Below are 17713 nucleotides of genomic sequence, written 5' to 3' on the forward strand. Positions count from 1 at the left end.
ATTTAGCCGAGATTGACCGCACTCGCTGCGGAACGAGTGCGGTCTCAGTCGAGCAGTTGAGCGCCGCGTGCCTCGTCCCAGCTCATCGCGTGCTCCCTGGCTCGGTCCCACGGCAGGGTCCAGCCGAGCTCGGTGAACAGATGATCGAGCAGGTTGCCGGTGAACCCCCAGACCCATCCGGTCGCGATCCGGAACCCGCACGAGCCGTGCCCGGCCAGCACCACCGTCGCCCGGGCTGCTGGGTCGAGCAGATCTGCCACCGGAAGCCGGAGCGTGTGCAGCACCTCGCCATCCGTCACGGTCGTGGCCGGTGTGGCGCGGTCGGCCCACCCGAGCACGGGCGTGACGACGAACCCGCTCACCGGCACGAGCACCTGAGGGAGAGCGCCGAGCACGGCGACCTGCCCGGCCGGGATGCCCGTCTCCTCCTCGGTCTCACGCACGGCGGCCGCCTCTGGTCCGACATCGGTCGGTTCGATCCGGCCGCCCGGGAGCGCAATCTGCCCAGGGTGATGGCGCAACGCAGGGGAGCGCTGGACGAGGAACAGATCCGCCCCAGGGACTCGGGCGCGGTCGGCGGCCGGGGTGAACAACGCCAGGACGGCGGCATTCCGGGATGCGGCTGCCCGGTCGGAGTCGTAGGCGTGCGGTCCACCGAGCGGGATGTAGGTGCCGGTGCGTACTCGCTCCACGGCAGTGTGCAGGTCGGTCAGCGCGGGGTGCGGCACGAGGCGAGCCTAGCTCGCGGGTGGCGGGTGGGGTTGCGTTCGTCCGGGAGAGTGGGCAGCATAGCATGGGAACGATCTCACAACGACTGGACCCATCAACGCGGTCTCGACACACCAGAAGGGGCACCGTGGCCGACACTGCCACTGACCAGCCGAACATCCTCGTGATCATGGCCGACCAACTGGTGCCCTTCCTCACCGGCCCCTATGGCGACGGTGTGGTGCAGACGCCGAACCTGGACCGGTTGGCCGCTCACGGTGTCACCTTCGACGCCGCCTACACGCCGTATCCGCTGTGTTCCCCGGCCCGGGCGGCATTCATGACCGGCGATCACGCGTCGTCCTTCGGCTGCTACGACAACGCTGCTCTGTTCCCCGCTGACAGGCCCACCTTTGCCCACTACCTGGATGTGGCGGGCTACCGGACCGCGCTGACCGGAAAGATGCACTTCGTGGGCCCGGACCAGCGGCACGGATTCGCCGACCGGCTCAACCCGGACATCTTTCCCGCAGGCTTCGACTGGTTGCCCGAGGTGGATGAGAACGGGCAGTTCCCGCGGGGTGGCCACGCTCATGATTACGTCCCGCCCGGGGTGGGCGTACGCACCTGGACCCGCTTCCTCACCTACGACGAGGAGACCACCCATCACGCGGTGGACTTCATCCGTGAGCGTGCCCTCGCCGGCACCCGTGGCGACACAGACCCGTGGCTCCTGGTGGCCTCCCTGCACAACCCGCACGATCCGTTTCAGGTGACGCAGGAGATGTGGGACGTCTACGCCGACGCCGACGTCGACATCCCAGAAGCGGAGCCGGATCTGCCGATCAATGCCCTGGACCGGTGGCTGAACGAGGCCCACGACACGACCGGAGTGGACCTGACCGATCCGGACGCGTTGCGTGCGCTGCGTCGCGCCTACTACGCCCTCGTCAGTTACGTGGACCGCAAGATCGGGGCGATGCTCGACGCCGTCGAACAGACCGGGCAGAGTTCGGACACCGTGGTGATCGTGACGGCCGACCACGGGGACATGCTCGGCGAGCGCCGCATGGTGCAGAAGCGCTGCTTCTACGAATGGTCCGTGCGGGTGCCCCTGCTGATCACCCGGCCGGGCGAGACGAACCCGGGACGGCGGTGCGCCGAGCCGGTCACGCTGGTGGACCTGGCACCGACCCTCCTCGATCTGGCGCAGGTCCCCCAGGAGGGCCGCACGCCGATGCACGGGGCCAGCCTGGTGCCCCTGCTCGACGGCGATGCCTGGGACAGGGAGGCCGTGTACTCGGAGTACCACGTGGAGAAGGTGCACGCCTCCGGGTACATGGTCCGCTCCGGCACGCTGAAGTACGTCTACGTGCACGGCCACGACCGGCAGCTCTTCGACCTCGCTGAGGACCCGGGGGAGCGGCATGACCTCGCCGGCGACCCGGACCGCGCCGACGACGTGGAACGGATGCACGCCCTGCTGCTGGACCAGTTCGACCCGGACGCCCTGGATACCGCGGCCCGGGAGTCGGTCCGCCGTCGGGCGGTGATCCGGGATGCGATGGCCGCCACCGGAACCCGGTGGGACTTCGCGGGCGAGCCGCCGGCCGCCGCCCGGTACGTGCGCTAACCCCCTCCCGCCGAACGCAACTCTGTGCGGCATCTGGCGCGCCAGAAGCCGCACAGAGTTGCGTTCGGCGAAAGGGGTTCCAGGGCGGTCGAGGTCATGTCAGGATGATCCGGAGGGCTGAGGGAGAGGGGCGTCTGTGGCGGCCGAACGGGTGGGCGACATCGCGGGAGCAGAGACATCGAGCGACCAGGACGTGCTGGTCGTGACCGATGTGGAGCGTCGCTTCGGTGACCTCACGGCCGTTGATGGGGTCTCGCTGGCCATCCGACAGGGCGAGACCTTCGGGCTGCTCGGCCCTAACGGAGCCGGCAAGACCACCACCATCACCATGATCGCTGGGCTGCTCGCCCCGAACCGCGGGTCGATCACGGTGGCCGGTGAGCGGATCGGCCCCTCCGCCGTCGCGGTGAAACGCCACATCGGGCTCGTCCCGCAGGACCTGGCGCTCTACCCCGACCTCAAGGGCCGGGAGAACCTGCGCTACTTCGCCCGCCTGCAGGGCCTGCGCGGAGCGGACCTGAAACACCGGGTGGACGAGGTGCTCGACGTCGTCGGCCTCTCCGACCGGGCCAAGGACCCGGTGAAGGAGTACTCCGGTGGGATGAAACGACGGCTGAACATCGCCGTCGGACTCCTGCACCGACCTTCCCTGCTCATCCTCGACGAACCCACCGTGGGGGTGGACCCGCAGTCGCGCAATGCGATCCTGGAGTCGGTGGAGGCGCTCTCCGGCGAGGGCATGGCCGTGCTGTACACGACGCACTACATGGAAGAAGCCGAACGCCTCTGCGACCGGATCGCCATCATCGACTCCGGGCGGATCCAGGCCGCCGGCACGCGCTCCGAGCTCATCCGCCTCCTCGGCTCCTCCGACCAGGTGCGGCTGACCGGGGCCGGGGACCTGCGAGCAGCGGCCGGGGCGGTGACCCAAGTGCGTGGCGTGGAGCACGCCGACGTCGTCGACACCGAGCTCCTGGTGACGGCCACCGACGCACCCTCGGCACTGGCGGCCATCGTGACCGCCGCGAGCAACCACCTGGAGCTGGCCGACGTGGAGATCACCCGCCCGGACCTGGAACAGGTGTTCCTGCACCTGACCGGCAAGGCCCTGCGGGACTGATCGATGCGTGCCGTGTGGGTGATGGTCACCAAGGACCTGCAGCAACGGCTGCGGGACAAGTCGGTGCTGATCTTCTCCATCGCGGTGCCGCTGGCGCTGATGTCGGTGCTCAACCTGGTGATCCCCACCGGCGCCGACGAGGTCGAACTCGAGCCGGTGTCCGTCGCGGTCGCGGTGGATCCCGACGACGAGCTCGCCGGAGTGGTCGTCTCCAGCCTGACCGGCCTGAGCATCTTTCCGGTGACGGCAACCGACGCCGAGGACCCGCGCGCCAGGGTGGACGCCGGTGACGCCGATCTCGGCCTGATCATCCCGCCCGGGCTCACCGAGGACCTGCGCTCGGGCACCGAGCACTCCGTGCAGATGGTGGTCGGCGACAACGCGGGCCTGTCCGCGAACATCCTGATCGCCGTCACCGACGGATTGCTCGCCGAGATGCGCTCACGCAGTGTCTCCGCCGCGGCGGAGATCGAGGCTGGCCTCGCACCCGAGGTCGCTGCGCAGCTGGCGCAGGAGGAATTGGACGCGGCCGGTGCGATCACGGCCGAGCCCGGCGAGGCGTCCGATCAACAGCTCAGCGCCGGCGGTGCGCTGATTGCCGGGCAAGCCGGCCTGTTCCTGATGTTCACCGTCGGGTTCGGAGTGCTCTCCATGGTGGCCGAGCGGGACAACGGCACCCTTGCCCGGTTGCGATCGATGCCGATCCGGCCCGGGTCGATCGTGCTCGCCAAGGCACTCGGTGCGTTCGTGCTCGGGGTGCTGGCCACCTCGGTGCTGCTGATCGCAGGGTCGCTGCTGTTCGGGGTCACCTTCGGCAATCTGGGCGCCGTGGCCGTGCTGGTGGTGTGTGCCGTGGCCGCGGCCACCTCGCTCACCTTCATCGTGGTGCGCCTGGCGCGCACGGCCGAGCAGGCGAACATCGTGCAGACCATCCTCGCCCTGGTCCTCGGCATGTCCGGCGGGGCGTTCTTCCCGATCGCCGCTAGTGGTGCACTCGGAGCGGCCCTCGATGTGAATCCGATCGCCGCGTTCACTCGCGGGCTGGGCATCACCGCCGGGGGCGGCGGGCTCACCGACCTGACGATTCCGGTGCTCACCCTGCTCGCGTTCGCCGCGGCATGCCTGCTGATCTCCCGGCTGATCCCGGACCGAGGGGAGACCCGATGAGTGTCGTCGGCGCGATCGCCGGGGTGGAGCTGCGCCGGTTCCTGCGGGACAAGTCCAACATCTTCTTCACCTTCATCTTCCCGCTGCTGCTCGTGGTGGTGATCGGCGCCCAGTTCGGCGGCGGTGCGAGCAACGGACGGGTTTTGCTGACCGAGACCGAGACGAGTTTCGGTCAGGACCTGCAGACCACGCTCGGCGGTGCCGACGTCAGCGTCGATCCCTCCTCGGCCGGGGACGCGGCTGAAGCGCTCGCGCGGGGACGAGCCGATGTGGCCATCATCATCTCCCCCGAGGATGTGGCCGCCTACGATGCCGGAGAACCGGTCGAGGTGGAGGTGATCCAGGCCTCCACGAACGGGGCGTTGACCACGGCCCAGCGGGTACAGACCGCGTTGAACGAGCTCGCCACCACGCGTGCTCAGCTGACCGCCCTGACCGATGCCGGAGCGGACCCGGATGTCGCGGCACAGGCGGTGCAGACAGCAGAGCAGGAGGTGCCGCCGCTCGAGGTCGAGGTGATCGACGTCAACGAGATCAGCCAGGCGTTCGCCGGCGCGACGGGTTTCGACGTCGGAGCTGCCTCGCAGGTGCTGCTGTTCGTGTTCATGGCCGCACTGGCCGGGTCCGGCACGCTGATCGACGCGCGCCGCAACGGGGTGATCGCACGTACCCTCGCCGCACCTGTAGGCACGGGCAGCGTCGTAGCCGGGCAGGCGCTCGGACGATGGGTCATCGCGGCCTTCCAAGGGGTGTACGTGATGGCCGGGACAACCCTGCTGTTCGGTGTCACCTGGGGAAGTCTGCCCGTCGCCCTGCTGGTGGTTGCCGTGTTTGCGGCGGTGGCGGCCGGGTTCGCCATGGTGATCGGCTCGCTCCTGGACAACGAGGGTGCTGCTACCGGTCTCGGTGTCGGGCTCTCCCTGGTGCTCGCCGCCCTTGGCGGGTGCATGTTCCCGCAAGAACTCTTCCCGGACACGCTCCGCACTGTCAGCTCGTTCACCCCGCACGGCTGGGGCTACCGCGCGTTCGCCGAGGTGCAGCGGCACGACGCCGGGGTGGCGGAGATCCTGCCGCACCTGGGTGTGCTCGCTGCTTTCGCGGCCGGCGCACTGCTGCTGGGGTCGCTGCTGCTGCGGCGCAGCCTGGGCCGGTCGATCTGAGCCCCCGGACGAACGCAGCGTCACGAACCGAAGGGCACGAGCACGAAGCGTCCCCACGCCACGAAGGCGAAGAGGCCCAGGTAGACGAGGTCACCGGCCAAGAACCCCCACTCGCTGCGACGAAACCGGGTCGTGGCAGCGCCGGCCATCACCAGCATCAGCCCGGTCGCGGCGATCGGGACCAGCACGGGCGCGACATCGACAGCTGCCGGCAGAACCAGTCCCATCGCCCCCACGATCTTCGTGATGCCGATCGCTGTGATGTGCCCGGTGCCGAAGTCGTCGACCCAGTGGTTGCCCCGGCCGAACGAACGGTACTTCTCCTTCGTCATCGCCAGTTGGCTGGTGCCTCCGAGCAGGTAGGCGAGCGCCAGCACACCCGCCACGATCCACAAAGCGGTGTCCATGTATCCTCCTCCGTGTTACCTCAGCCCTTGCGGGCACGTCGTACCCATGACGGATCTCGGCCACGAAAGGTAACGCCGCATGACTTCCGACGCTGTCCCTACCGAGGGCTTCGAGGGCGAGCGCGAGCGTCTGATCGCGATGGCCTATCGGATGCTCGGATCCCGTGCTGATGCCGAGGACGCGGTGCAAGAAGCATGGCTACGCCTGGCGCGTCAGGACATCAGCGCCATCGACAACCTCCCCGGGTGGCTGACCACCGTCGTCGGCCGGGTCTGTCTCGATGTGCTGCGTGCCCGCCGAGCCAGGCCCGAGGCGTCCTACGACGGCGAGCTCCCGGACTTCGTCGTCGCCGAGGATGAGGTCACCCCGGAGGAGAGCGCGGTCATGGCGGACTCGGTCGGGTTGGCGCTGCTGGTGGTCCTGGATACCCTGCGCCCGGATGAACGACTGGCATTCGTGCTGCACGACGTGTTCGGGGTGCCCTTCGCCGAGGTCGGCCAGATCCTCGGCAAATCCACCGACGCCGCCAAGATGGACGCCAGTCGAGCACGCCGGAAGGTCCGTGGCACCCCGCGGACCACGGCGAAACGCCAGGAGCAGCGAGACGTGGTCGATGCCTTCCTCGCCGCCGCTCGCGAGGGGGATTTCGACGGGCTCGTGACATTGCTGCATCCCGAGGTGACCTGGCGCTCCTACACCGCCCGCGGCACGATCGAGCATCTCGGTGCGGCCGAGGTGGTGGAGGCAGCGCGGCGTGGCCGTCGCGCCTCGGTCGTGGCCGGTCGCGTGTTGGTTAACGGCGAGCCCGGCATCATGACCTGGGGGCGTAGCGGCGCCCCGGTCAGTGTGATGGCCTGCACGGTCGTCGACGGACGCATCGTGGACGTCGTGGCACTGGTCGATCCGATCCGCCTCGCAGCGATGGATGTCCCCGCACCCCCGCAGTAGCCCGTCCAGAGTGTGGACACAAGACCGGAACGATTGGGCGCTCGGCCGTGTGACAGCGAGGATGAGCCCATGACCCTGTTCTCCCGCACCGCCCGTGTCCCGGCTGTTCGTGCCGCCGGGCGAATGCGCGGCTGACAGCCCGCTGCCGGAGACGCACGCCGCATCGCGGCCACCTGGCACACCCCTGCCCCCTCCTAGTCGTCCCTGACCTCACCCCCGGAAAGGTGCCACCCATGTCCACACTGCTCTCCCGCCGTCACCTCACGGCGACCGCCCTTGCCGCCACCGCAGCCCTCACCCTCGCCGCCTGTGGTGGAGCCGATGCCGCCGACGGCGCAGCCGCCGGCACCGAGGACGACCCGATCCGCATCGGTGTGGTGAACTCCTCCGAACCGCAGTGGGAGGTGTTCGAGACGGCCGCGGCAGACGAGGGCATCACGGTGGAGATGGTGAACTTCTCCGACTACCAGCTGCCCAACCAGGGCCTGACCGACGGCGACCTGGACCTGAACCAGTTCCAGCACCTGCAGTTCCTGGCCAAGTACAACGTCAACACTGACAGCGACCTCACCCCGATCGGCGCCACCGCGGTGTACCCGCTGAGCCTGTTCTCCCTCGAGCACGCCAGCGTGGAGGAGATCCCGGAAGGATCCGAGATCGCCATCCCGAACGACGAGACGAACCAGGCGCGCGCGCTCCTGGTGCTGCAGGAGGCGGGTCTGCTCGCCCTCGAGGGAGGCGGTAGTGCCTTCTCCACACCTGCTGACGTGATCGCGGCCGAGTCCCGGGTGAGTGTGACACCGGTGGACGCGGCCCAGACGGCGCTGGCCCTGCAGGACGTGGCCGCCTCGATCATCAACAACGACTTCGTGGCCGATGCGGGCCTGGTGGCTGAGGACGCGATCTTCTCCGACGACCCGGCCTCGGACGCTGCGGCGCCCTACATCAACATCTGGGTCTCCAGCGCCGGCGAGGCGGACAACGAGACCTTCGCCCAGCTCGTCGAGCTCTACCACTCGCCCGAGGTGGAGGAGGCAGCGTTCGAGTCCTCCGGTGGCAGTGCGGTCTTCGTGAACAATCCGGCCGACGAGCTGCAGGAGATCCTCGCCCAGATCGAGAGCGACTTCTCGCAGTAGTAATTGGCCCTGGCACACTGCTTCCCGGGTGCGGACTCGCCCGGGAAGCAGACGTGCGTCGGAGGAGAGTCATGACGGAACCGATCATCGCCTTCCGCGAAGCGAGCAAGGTGTTCACCGCCCGCAGCGGGGACGTCCGCGCGGTGGATGGGGTGTCCTTCGACATCAGCCCCGGGGAGATCTTCGGCGTGATCGGGTACTCCGGCGCCGGGAAGAGCACCCTGGTGCGGCTCATCAACGCCCTCGAGCCGGCGACCTCCGGTTCGGTGGTGGTGGACGGTCTGGACCTGACCACGTTGCCGGAGTCCCGACTGCGGCAGGTTCGCGCCGGGATCGGGATGATCTTTCAGCAGTTCAACCTGCTCGGATCGCGCTCCGTGGCGAAGAACGTCTCCTACCCACTGGAGGTGGCCGGCTGGCCGAAGGCCGAGCGGGCCGCGCGCGTGGCCGAGCTGCTGGACTTCGTGGGCATCGCCGACAAGGCCGGCGTCTACCCGGCGAAGCTCTCCGGCGGTCAGAAGCAGCGGGTGGGCATCGCCCGGGCGCTGGCCACCAACCCACGCATCCTGCTCGCCGACGAGTGCACCAGTGCCCTCGACCCGGAGACCACCGCCGACGTCCTCGCCCTGTTACGACGGGTGAACACTGAGCTGGGCATCACCGTGGTGGTGATCACGCATGAGATGGACGTGGTGCGCTCCCTGTGTGATCGCGTCGCCGTGATGGAGCACGGCCGGGTGGTCGAGCTGGACGACACCTACCGGGTGTTCTCCACCCCGCAGCACCCGGTGAGTCGCCGGTTCGTGGCCTCCGCCCTCAAGGACCGCCCGACGGCGGACGTGCTGGAGCGGCTGCGCGGGCGGCACCCGGGCCGCCTGGTGACGGTGGGAGTCGACGATGCCGGACACTCCACGGCCACGATGAACGAGGTGCTCCGTGAGGCTGGGGTGGACTCCACCGTGGTCTTCGGCGGGATCACCGAAGTCGCCCAGCGCCCGTACGGCTCGCTCACCTTGGAGCTCACCGGGCAGCCGGCCAGCATCCAGCAGGGGGTGACGGCGTTGCGCGCCTTCTCCGACGTGGTCGACCTGGGTACGGCGTCCGATCCGCACGAGGATCCGTCCATGGCAACTCCTCGGGGCTCATCCGACGGCGGGACGCCGGACGGGCCACCCGCCATGCCGCCTCCCAGAACGAGGCGACCCGGATCGGGACTGTTCGGTGGCGGCTCGTCCCACCTGCCGATCGGTGATGGGAGGACCAGCTGATGGACTGGGAGCGACTCACACCGCTGCTGATCGCCGCCGCCGGTGAGACGGCGTACATCGTGCTGATCGCCATGGCGGCGGGCGGCCTGTGCGGGCTGGCGATCGGCCTCGGCCTGTACCTGTTCCGCCCCGGGAACCTGCTGGCGAACAGGTTCGTCTTCGGTGTGCTGAACGTCGCGGTGAACATCGTGCGGCCTATTCCGTTCATCATCTTCCTGGTGGCGATCGGACCGCTGAACAGACTCGTCACCGGCAGCACGATCGGGATCGAGCCGTTCACCTTCGCGCTGTCCTTCATGGCCACCTTCGTGTTCGCCCGCCTGGTGGAGCAGAACCTGCTCGGTATCGACCCGGGCGTGGTGGAGGCCGCGCGCGCGATGGGCGCGAGTCCCCTGCGGATCATCGGGAGTGTGCTGATCCCGGAGGCGCTCGCCCCCCTGATCCTCGGGTTCACCTTCTTGTTCGTCGCCGTCCTGGACGCCTCGGCGATCGCCGGGTACCTCGGCGCCGGCGGCCTCGGCGACTTCGCCATCGTGCACGGGTACCGCCAGTTCGACTGGGGTGTCACTGCGATGGTGGTGCTCGTCATCATCGTGATCGTGCACGCTGTGCAATGGCTGGGGAACACCCTCGCCCGGAAGGCGCTGCGCCGCTGACGAAGTCACGGTGAACCGCCTCCTCAAGGGTTGACTGAGGACGCGTCGTGTCTGTCGTGATCAACCTTCGCACTCAGGTATTCGGATCGCAGGACGTGCTTCGTACGCTTCGAATTGTGACTTGTATCACCTTCATGGCGGAGGTATTCTCGGCATATGGGGAAATATGGGTATGGGTGAGGAATGGGCTTCTTTCGCTAGCTGTCGCACTCGGATCCGCGCTAGGAGTCAATGCCGTCGGGCGCGGTGGCAGTTCCGTCGATGGGGCAGAGTGCGCAGGCATCCATCGTCTCTGTCGATCAGATCGGTCCTCGGCCGATGGGTTGGGTTCCGGCTGGCAACTGGTTCTACAGTGAGAAGTCGTGCGCAATGCGCGGCGTCCATCTGATGTACAATCCTCCGCCGCTGATGACATATACCGACTACTACTGCTTTCCGAACTACAGCGATGACCGGTGGAGTCTGTTGATGTGGTCACCCGAGGTGGGATGTGTTGTTGCGACCGGTGCCCCGGTCACCCGTGAGATGACCGATCTGCAGTGTGGCTAGCCTCAGAGAACGTCGACTAGTCGAGGGCCAGCGCGTCGTAGTGACGGCCGTAGTCGATGGTGATTCGTGGTACCTACCACCCCCGAAAGGGCTCGACGTCGTCCATCGACCCGCGCGCACGCGCTTTGAGTGGCCAGGTTCAGCATCTCCGCCTCTTCAGCCGCTCCGAGTGCAGGGAACGTGGTCCGGTGACGTTCTGCACGTGGCGGGTGCGCATGAAGCCACGGAGGTGGAACCGTGGATCGCGTCTGCACACCCACGGAGACGTGCTGCGCCCGCGGTGTGGCAGCAGCGCTCTGCCGATGCGATCGACGTGGAACGAACGCTACGTAAGATGGGCGCGCTCCTGTGGCTCGGACCGCTCTCTTCGAACGACCACGGGTCGGCGGTCCTGGCCTCCGTCGGGCGGGGAGAGTCTCGGAGGGTTTCGCGTGCTCTGGAGCCCTTTTATGGCGAATACCTCCGCATCGTGGAGGCATCTTGGACGATGGCGGATCTCGAGCTGGCCCGAGACTCGCGGCCAGGTGACTACCTGATGGTGACGCACGCCGGAATCGACGTCCTGGGACGATTTCGGCTGACTGCGTTGTTCGAGTACGCAACCGAGCAGGCAATCGCGTGGCAGGAGGGCTTTCCGGACGGCATGATCGGCGCCGACGCTTGGATCGCGCCGGATGAGCCCGAGTATGGCTACGCCCCTCGCCTGGCTGCTCCCGGATAGGCGCGATCTGCTCCACCCGCCCACATCCAGGTCGATGTCTGAAGAGGCGCTCGTGGGCGCGACATCCCACGAACGCGCCCGTCCAGTTGCGTGGGCGAAGAGGCGGTCTGGACTGCGTAGGCTAGTCCGCGTGTCCACGATGGGTGATCTGATCGACCAGCACAGCGACCTGATGCCTCAGGACGCCGAGTGGCTGCACCTCCTCGTCGGTGACTGGCAGGTGATCTCCGACCTGGCCTTCGCCGACCTGGTGCTGTGGCTGCCCACCAAGGACGACGACTTCGTAGCCATCGCGCACGCCCGCCCCTCCACCGGTGCCACAGTGCACCACGACGACGTGGTGGGCCGTCGAGTGCCACCAGGGTTGCGTGCCACGCTGCGCACCGCCCGGGATGCGCAGGCGGTGAACCGGGCCCGGGAAGCCCGCTGGAACGGCACCTTCGCGATCCGCGAGGAGACCATCCCGGTGGTCCGCGCCGGGCGCACCCTCGCGGTGATCGCCCGTGAGACCTACCTCGGGGCGAGCCGCACCCCCAGCCGCCTCGAGCTCAACTACGTCGAGTCCGCGGACGAGATCTGCGGGATGATCGCCCGCGGCGAGTTCCCCCTGGCCAATGCCGCCACCGGCCCACGCCGCGGCGCGCCACGCGTGGGCGATGGCCTCATCCGGCTGAACAGCGAGGGGGAGGTGCTCTACGGCAGTCCGAACGCCTTGAGCGCCTTCCACCGCCTCGGCGTCACCGACGAGATCGTCGGGCGCACCCTGGCCGAGGTGGTCACCCCGTTGGTGGAGATGAACACGCCGGTCGATGAGTCCCTCCCGCTGGTGGTGATGGGCCGGGCCGCCTGGCGCACCGATATGGAAGCACGCGGAGTGAGCCTCTCGCTACGCGCCCTGCCGGTGACCGAATACGGGCAACGCGTCGGTGCAGTGCTGCTGGTGCGCGACGTCTCCGAGCTGCGGCGCCGCGAGCGGGAGTTGCTCACCAAGGACGCCACCATCCGAGAGATCCACCACCGGGTGAAGAACAATCTGCAGACCGTGGCCGCCCTGCTGCGTCTGCAGGCCCGGCGCACCGACTCCACCGACGCCCGAGGTGCCCTGGAAGAGGCGATGCGACGAGTGGCCACGATCGCCACCGTGCACGAAGCCCTGTCCCAGACCATCGACGAGGTGGTCGATTTCGACGAGGTGTTCGGCCGCACGCTCCGCCTGGCCGCTGATGTGGCCTCCGGGGAGAGTCACGTCAAAACCGTGCGCAACGGCACCTTCGGCCGGGTCCCGGCCACCGACGCCACAGCGCTCGCGGTGGTGCTCACCGAACTCGTCACCAATGCGGTCGAGCACGGCCTTGCCGGAATCGGAGGCACCGTCACCATCGACGCCGACCGCACCGGGCATCTGCTCAAGGTGCGGGTGGCCGACGACGGCCGCGGCATGGAGTCCGAGATCGCGATGAACGGTCTGGGCACCCAGATCGTGCGGACCCTGGTGGCGACGGAACTGGACGGCACCATCACCTGGGAGCCCGTCCCCACCGGAGGTACCGCGGTGCTCTTGGACGCGCGTCTCGGAGAACCCCGCGACCCTGCCTGAGATACGTCTGTGATACGCCCGGGGAATGATCATTCTCCCCATGACGGGCGCGGGCGGCCTGCTGAAATGGGAAGGCAGAGGAAGAACCTCGCGAGTGCGAGTTTCGGGCCGGGGAATGACGAACGGCCGGCCACCCTCGTCGGGTGACCGGCCGCCGTCGGAGTTCGTGCAGGCGTTCTCAGCCGGCGCGGCGGGCGCGAGCAGTGCGGCGCTTGAGAGCGCGGCGCTCGTCCTCGGACATGCCGCCCCAGACGCCTGCGTCCTGACCGGACTCGATGGCCCACTTCAGGCACGTCTCCACCACCGTGCAGCGGCGGCAGACAGCCTTGGCCTCGTCAATCTGCACCAGGGCAGGTCCGGTGTTCCCGATCGGGAAGAACAGTTCAGGGTCCTCGGTGAGGCAAGCTGCTTCGTGACGCCAATCCATGCGGTATTCTCCTTCGCCAGGCGTGCGAGCGCAATGAACCAAATCTCGGGGGAGGGTTCGCGCCGGACGCGCACTTTCACTGGTTCAACTTTCACATGCAACGGTGACGTGCACAAGGGGTTACGGCTGAGTTTCCGTTTCGCGACCCTGAGAGATCAATCACAGCAAACCGGTATTGCCAGAACGGCCAATGGGCTGCTCGCCCGACGGGTCCGGGCCGCGCGTACAGTGAGGGCGTGCCCGATGCTTCCTCCGATCCTGCCAGTGCGGCACCCGGTGCCTACCCGTGGCCGTTGCGCGTCGGGTTGCTCTTCGCGTTGCTCGAAGCCGTCGTTCTGGTGCTGGTCGGCATCGCCGGCGTGATCGCGGCCCTGAGCGCTGACGGTGTGCTGCTGGGTACCAACATCGGGGTACTCCTCGTGTTGGTGCTCTTCGCTGCGTTCCTCACCGCGGCCGTGCGGGCTCTCCATCAGGGGCGCCGGTGGGGCCGCGCCCCGGTGATCACCTGGCAGCTGCTGCAGGTGGCGATCCTGATCTCGTCCTTCACGAGCCTGCCCTGGTGGCTCACCGTGCCCGGGATCGGGACGGCGATCGCGGTCACGATCTGCCTCCTGCTGCCCGCATCGCTCGCCGCCACCGCGCGCACCGGAAACCCTGACGCGATGCTCTGACCGGCCGTTCCGTGCCGTGTCGGTGCGGGCCACCGTGGCTACCTGGAGCGGGACGAACGCTCCACGATCGACCAGCACCCCGCGGCCCGGTGGTGGTTCCGGTTCCTGATGGTGGCGAAGCGGGACAGGTGGGAGGTGGCTGACCGGCCCGGCGCCCAGCACCAGGGTGAGATCGGGGTCGCGCAGTCGAGTGCCCAGGGGATGCGCGATGGTCAGCGAGCCGTCCGGCCGGGTCGCGGCGATCACCAGCACCCGCGGGTCATCGAGCACGCTGGGGTGCAACGGCGCTCGGAGACGATCGGCATCGTCCAGAACCACCGCTGTGTGCCGAGCGGGGTCCGGCTCCACCATCTCGCCGCCCGAGACCTGCCACCCGAGCGCGCTGAGCTGATCGGTGATGGTGCGCAGCACGGTGGACCGCCCGGCCCCCGCAGGTCCGGCCACCAGCCACGTCTGGCCCGTGGCCGGATGCCTGCGCACGGCGCTCGCCGCATCGCCACCGACGCCGAGCAGCACGCCCTCACCCTGGAGCGGATCGGTGAGCTCGACCCGCTCAGGCAGGGCGCGTACCCGCCAGGGGACGGTCGACGGCGCCACCCAGGCTGCGCCGTCGGGCGTTGCCACGCCCACCTGCATCACGCAGGCGCCCGTGCGCTCGACGAGCACCCCACGCCCCGGGGGCCACCCGGTGCCCACCAGTTCTCGCGGGCCCCCCACCATCACTGCGTCTGCGGCGTCCCGGGGGCACAGCACCAGGTGGCGATCCACGACGGCGGCCCACCGGTGGGCAGGGGCGGGTGCGGTCAGCAGGACCTCCAGTCCGAGCCGACGGGACCGGCGCAACAGCGCACCGAGCAGGTCGGCGCCCTCGCCGGGTGCCCCTGTCTCCTCCACGGCGCTGAGTACCGTGTCGACGTCGTCGATCACCAGCAGTGCAGGATCAGGGCTGCGGACCAGCCCCTCCAGGACTCGCCGCACCCGGCGTACCTCGGTGGGATCGCACCAGGTGCCGGCGGACGGTGCGTCATGACCCGGCCAGTCGTGAGCGCCTTCGGCGACCACATGCGTGACGCGCCCGGTGCGAAGGGCCGCCTCGATCACGGTCTGCGCGGCCGTGCTGCGGCCGGTGCCGGACGGTCCGGAGACGAGCATCGTGCCACCCGGCCAGTGCCACGTGCCGAGCCGCTGTTCCTCCGGCAGGTCGGTGCGGGCGATCGGCAGACCGGCCGGTGGGTGCGCGTCGCCGGAAGCGCCGGCCAGCGCCCGCAACTCATCCGTGGTGCAGGTATCCGGAAGCGGGGGAGCCCACGGTCGGCGCTGGGTGGCACGCCAGGGCTCAGCGGCGGTCAGCGCAGCGGCTGCGTCGTTCAACGTGGCGATCCGCCCGGGCAACCAACCCGCGTCGGGTGGGCCGCACCACGCGGACTGCAGGACCTGCCGGTCCTCGGCCCGCAGGACCGTCCGCCCGGGAATCCGCGGCAACCGGGCCGGGGCGGACTCGCCGATCGCATCCAGGGCGTCGGACTCCTCGAGCACTCTCAGGCACAGCCGGGTGGTCAGGTTGGCGCGCATGTCCGGGGTGATGGCACCACCGGGGCGTTGTGTGGCCAGGATCAGGTGGATACCCAGCGACCGGCCCTGTGCGGCGAGCCGCACCAGTGCCTCGAGATGCTCGGGGTGCGCGTCGGCCATGGCCCGGAACTCGTCCACCACCACCACAAGCCGACCGATGTGCGCGGCACCACCCGTGGCTGGGGTGGGCCTGCGCCGGCGGTACTCGGCCAGATCGTGCACCCCTGCCTCGGCCAGTTGTCGCTCCCGGGACCGCAGCTCGGCCCGCAGGCTCGCCAGGGCGCGCCCCGTGGCGGTGGAATCGAGATCGGTGACCAGCCCGACCACGTGCCGCAACTGCTGCAACGGGGCGAACGTGGCGCCGCCCTTGTAGTCGATCAGCACGAAGGAGACGTCCTCGGGGGAGCCGGCATGCGCCATCGCGAGGATCCACGCCAGCAGCAGCTCCGACTTTCCCGATCCGGTGGTCCCAGCCACCAGGGCATGCGGCCCGTCGCGGGCCAGGTCGAGCTCGACTGTTCCGGCGTCGCCCACGCCGAGCACGGCCGGCAGCCCCGGTGATCCCTGCGACCAGCGGCCCGTCAGCACGGAGCGCTCGGCCGGGCCGAGCAGGTCGCCCAGGTGCACCCGGGCAGGCAAGCCGGCGGTGGTCGGTCGCTGAGCCGCCAGTGCCGACAGGAAGCCGCGTGCCCACGCGTCGGTGACCTGCCTGTTGTGCCGGGAGCGCACGACGATGACAGTGGTACACCACAGCGGTACGTCGGTGAGGTCGCTGGTCAGCACCAGGTGCGCCGCTGCCGGGTCCGCCGCGGGTGGGGGAGTGCCGCCGAAGGTGAGGTCGTGCACCCGCAGGGGTGGGACGTCGTCGACGTGCCGTTCGGCCAGCCCGGCAGCCCACTCCCAGGTGGCCGGGGGGTGCACGGCGCGGGCTTCGGTGGCGGCGATCCGGGCGACCAGCCACCGGCCCAGCCCGTGCGTCGCCTCCGGAGCGCCCACCAGGGCGAGACCTGCACCGGCGCCAGGAGGGCCCCCGTACCGGAGAGATTCGGCGATCCGATGCCGGCGCGCAGGGAGCGGTAGGTCCGGCCGCCGAGGTCTGGGGGTTCGCTCGTCGGCGTCGCCGAGCTCCCAGGTGGCCTCAGCGCTCCCGGGGCCGGGATCAGCACCGGGCCAGGCGAGCGCCTCGGCGGGGTCGGCGAACGGGACCCGTGCGGGCTCGTCGCGGTGACGGTCCGGGCGCCGCAGTCGCCGTCGTGCCCGTTCCCGCAGCGCGGGCCACAGCACCGCCAGCACGATCGCCACCGGCATCGCGATCACCAGCACGATCCGCCAGCCGCTCCCACCCCCGCTGAGCAACAACGGGATCATCGTCAGCGCCATCAGGATCGGCAGCATCAATCGGCCGATCAGGCCGTCCGAGAGATGCTGTTCCGGCTCGGGCAGGTCGGTCAGCGCCGGGTGCGTGCGCACCTGAAGCACGGTTGACCCCGCCACCAGCATGCTGCCCACCGGCACCGGACGCCACCGGCGCCCCACGCGCCGCGGCCTGCGTGCCAGGCGCACCGGGCGGGTGGACGGAGCGGCGCCAGCCGGGCGGGCTGGGCGTAGCAGGGTGCCGTTCACCGAACCGAGATCACGCACCTGGACCCGCCCGCCACGATCGCGTGCCGCGAGATGGGTCCGGGACAGCCGTCCGTCGGTCAGGCGGAGCCCCGCTTCTGCTCCCCGCCCGACGACGACCGGTTCCGGCCCGAGGGGAGCGATCCACCCGAGATCGGGTCCGGCGACGACGGCGAGATGGTGGCGGGGGAGGGCAGGCATGCCGCGAGCGTGCACCGGCGGAGGAGGGCGCCGCTGAGAGTGCCGGGCGTGCTGTGGACGAAGGAGCACCGGTGGTCACCTGTGCACGACGCCGTGCTGGGGATGTCGGGACTAGGGCGGGTGGTCGGCTGCGCGTGAGGTCGGGTAGATG

General features: G+C 69.4%; 14 protein-coding genes. 10 read left to right on the top strand and 4 right to left on the bottom strand.

Going from position 1 to position 17713, the window contains the following annotated elements:
• Positions 1–44 precede the first annotated feature (44 nt).
• Entirely contained in the window at positions 45–728 is a 684-nt protein-coding gene (locus BLU77_RS02560) for an NUDIX hydrolase (RefSeq protein WP_089772922.1), read from the bottom strand.
• A gap of 128 nt (positions 729–856) precedes the next feature.
• On the opposite strand from BLU77_RS02560, the gene betC reads away from it, so the two are divergent.
• The 4 genes from betC to BLU77_RS02580 all read left to right on the top strand — a co-directional run bounded on the left by betC (position 857) and on the right by BLU77_RS02580 (position 5788).
• Complete coding sequence (gene betC, locus BLU77_RS02565; RefSeq protein ID WP_175476918.1) at positions 857–2341, top strand: choline-sulfatase; 1485 nt, start codon at positions 857–859, stop codon at positions 2339–2341.
• A gap of 136 nt (positions 2342–2477) precedes the next feature.
• On the top strand, positions 2478–3461 hold the full coding sequence (locus BLU77_RS02570; protein ID WP_245708637.1) for an ABC transporter ATP-binding protein: 984 nt from the start codon (positions 2478–2480) through the stop codon (positions 3459–3461).
• A gap of 3 nt (positions 3462–3464) precedes the next feature.
• Complete coding sequence (locus BLU77_RS02575) at positions 3465–4628, top strand: ABC transporter permease (protein WP_245708638.1); 1164 nt, start codon at positions 3465–3467, stop codon at positions 4626–4628.
• Positions 4625–5788, top strand: coding sequence for an ABC transporter permease (locus BLU77_RS02580; protein WP_089771557.1), 1164 nt, complete (start codon positions 4625–4627; stop codon positions 5786–5788). Before BLU77_RS02575 ends, BLU77_RS02580 begins: the two co-directional genes overlap by 4 nt.
• Before the next feature lie 20 nt (positions 5789–5808).
• On the opposite strand, the gene BLU77_RS02585 is transcribed toward BLU77_RS02580, so the two are convergent.
• Positions 5809–6195: a DoxX family protein gene (locus tag BLU77_RS02585; RefSeq protein ID WP_089771558.1), complete on the bottom strand. Its 387-nt coding sequence runs from the start codon at positions 6193–6195 to the stop codon at positions 5809–5811.
• A 79-nt stretch (positions 6196–6274) separates the two neighbouring features.
• Between BLU77_RS02585 and BLU77_RS02590 the strand changes: the two genes are divergently transcribed.
• The 6 genes from BLU77_RS02590 (at position 6275) to BLU77_RS02620 (ending at position 13071) form a co-directional block, all read left to right on the top strand.
• A complete protein-coding gene (locus BLU77_RS02590) occupies positions 6275–7144 on the top strand; it encodes a sigma-70 family RNA polymerase sigma factor (protein WP_089771559.1) in 870 nt (289 codons plus the stop codon).
• 233 nt (positions 7145–7377) lie between these two features.
• Positions 7378–8280 carry a MetQ/NlpA family ABC transporter substrate-binding protein gene (locus BLU77_RS02595; protein ID WP_089771560.1) on the top strand — a complete coding sequence of 301 codons (903 nt, stop codon included), beginning with the start codon at positions 7378–7380 and terminating at the stop codon, positions 8278–8280.
• A 71-nt stretch (positions 8281–8351) separates the two neighbouring features.
• Entirely contained in the window at positions 8352–9548 is a 1197-nt protein-coding gene (locus BLU77_RS02600; RefSeq protein ID WP_089771561.1) for a methionine ABC transporter ATP-binding protein, read from the top strand.
• Positions 9548–10204, top strand: a complete 657-nt coding sequence (locus BLU77_RS02605) for a methionine ABC transporter permease (RefSeq protein ID WP_089771562.1) — start codon at positions 9548–9550, stop codon at positions 10202–10204. The genes BLU77_RS02600 and BLU77_RS02605 overlap by 1 nt, the downstream gene beginning before the upstream one ends.
• A gap of 1036 nt (positions 10205–11240) precedes the next feature.
• Complete coding sequence (locus BLU77_RS21690; RefSeq protein ID WP_139177554.1) at positions 11241–11474, top strand: hypothetical protein; 234 nt, start codon at positions 11241–11243, stop codon at positions 11472–11474.
• Between the two features lie 139 nt (positions 11475–11613).
• Positions 11614–13071 (top strand): sensor histidine kinase, encoded by a 1458-nt coding sequence (locus BLU77_RS02620; RefSeq protein ID WP_089772925.1) that lies wholly within the window; start codon positions 11614–11616, stop codon positions 13069–13071.
• Between the two features lie 178 nt (positions 13072–13249).
• Here BLU77_RS02620 and BLU77_RS02625 read toward each other — a convergent pair whose 3' ends face one another.
• Positions 13250–13498 (bottom strand): WhiB family transcriptional regulator, encoded by a 249-nt coding sequence (locus BLU77_RS02625; RefSeq protein WP_089771565.1) that lies wholly within the window; start codon positions 13496–13498, stop codon positions 13250–13252.
• A 155-nt stretch (positions 13499–13653) separates the two neighbouring features.
• Positions 13654–17562 (bottom strand): FtsK/SpoIIIE domain-containing protein, encoded by a 3909-nt coding sequence (locus tag BLU77_RS02630; protein ID WP_089771566.1) that lies wholly within the window; start codon positions 17560–17562, stop codon positions 13654–13656.
• Positions 17563–17713: the final 151 nt, after the last annotated feature.

The sequence above is a fragment of the Ruania alba genome (assembly GCF_900105765.1).
Classification (GTDB): Bacteria; Actinomycetota; Actinomycetes; order Actinomycetales; family Beutenbergiaceae; genus Ruania; species Ruania alba.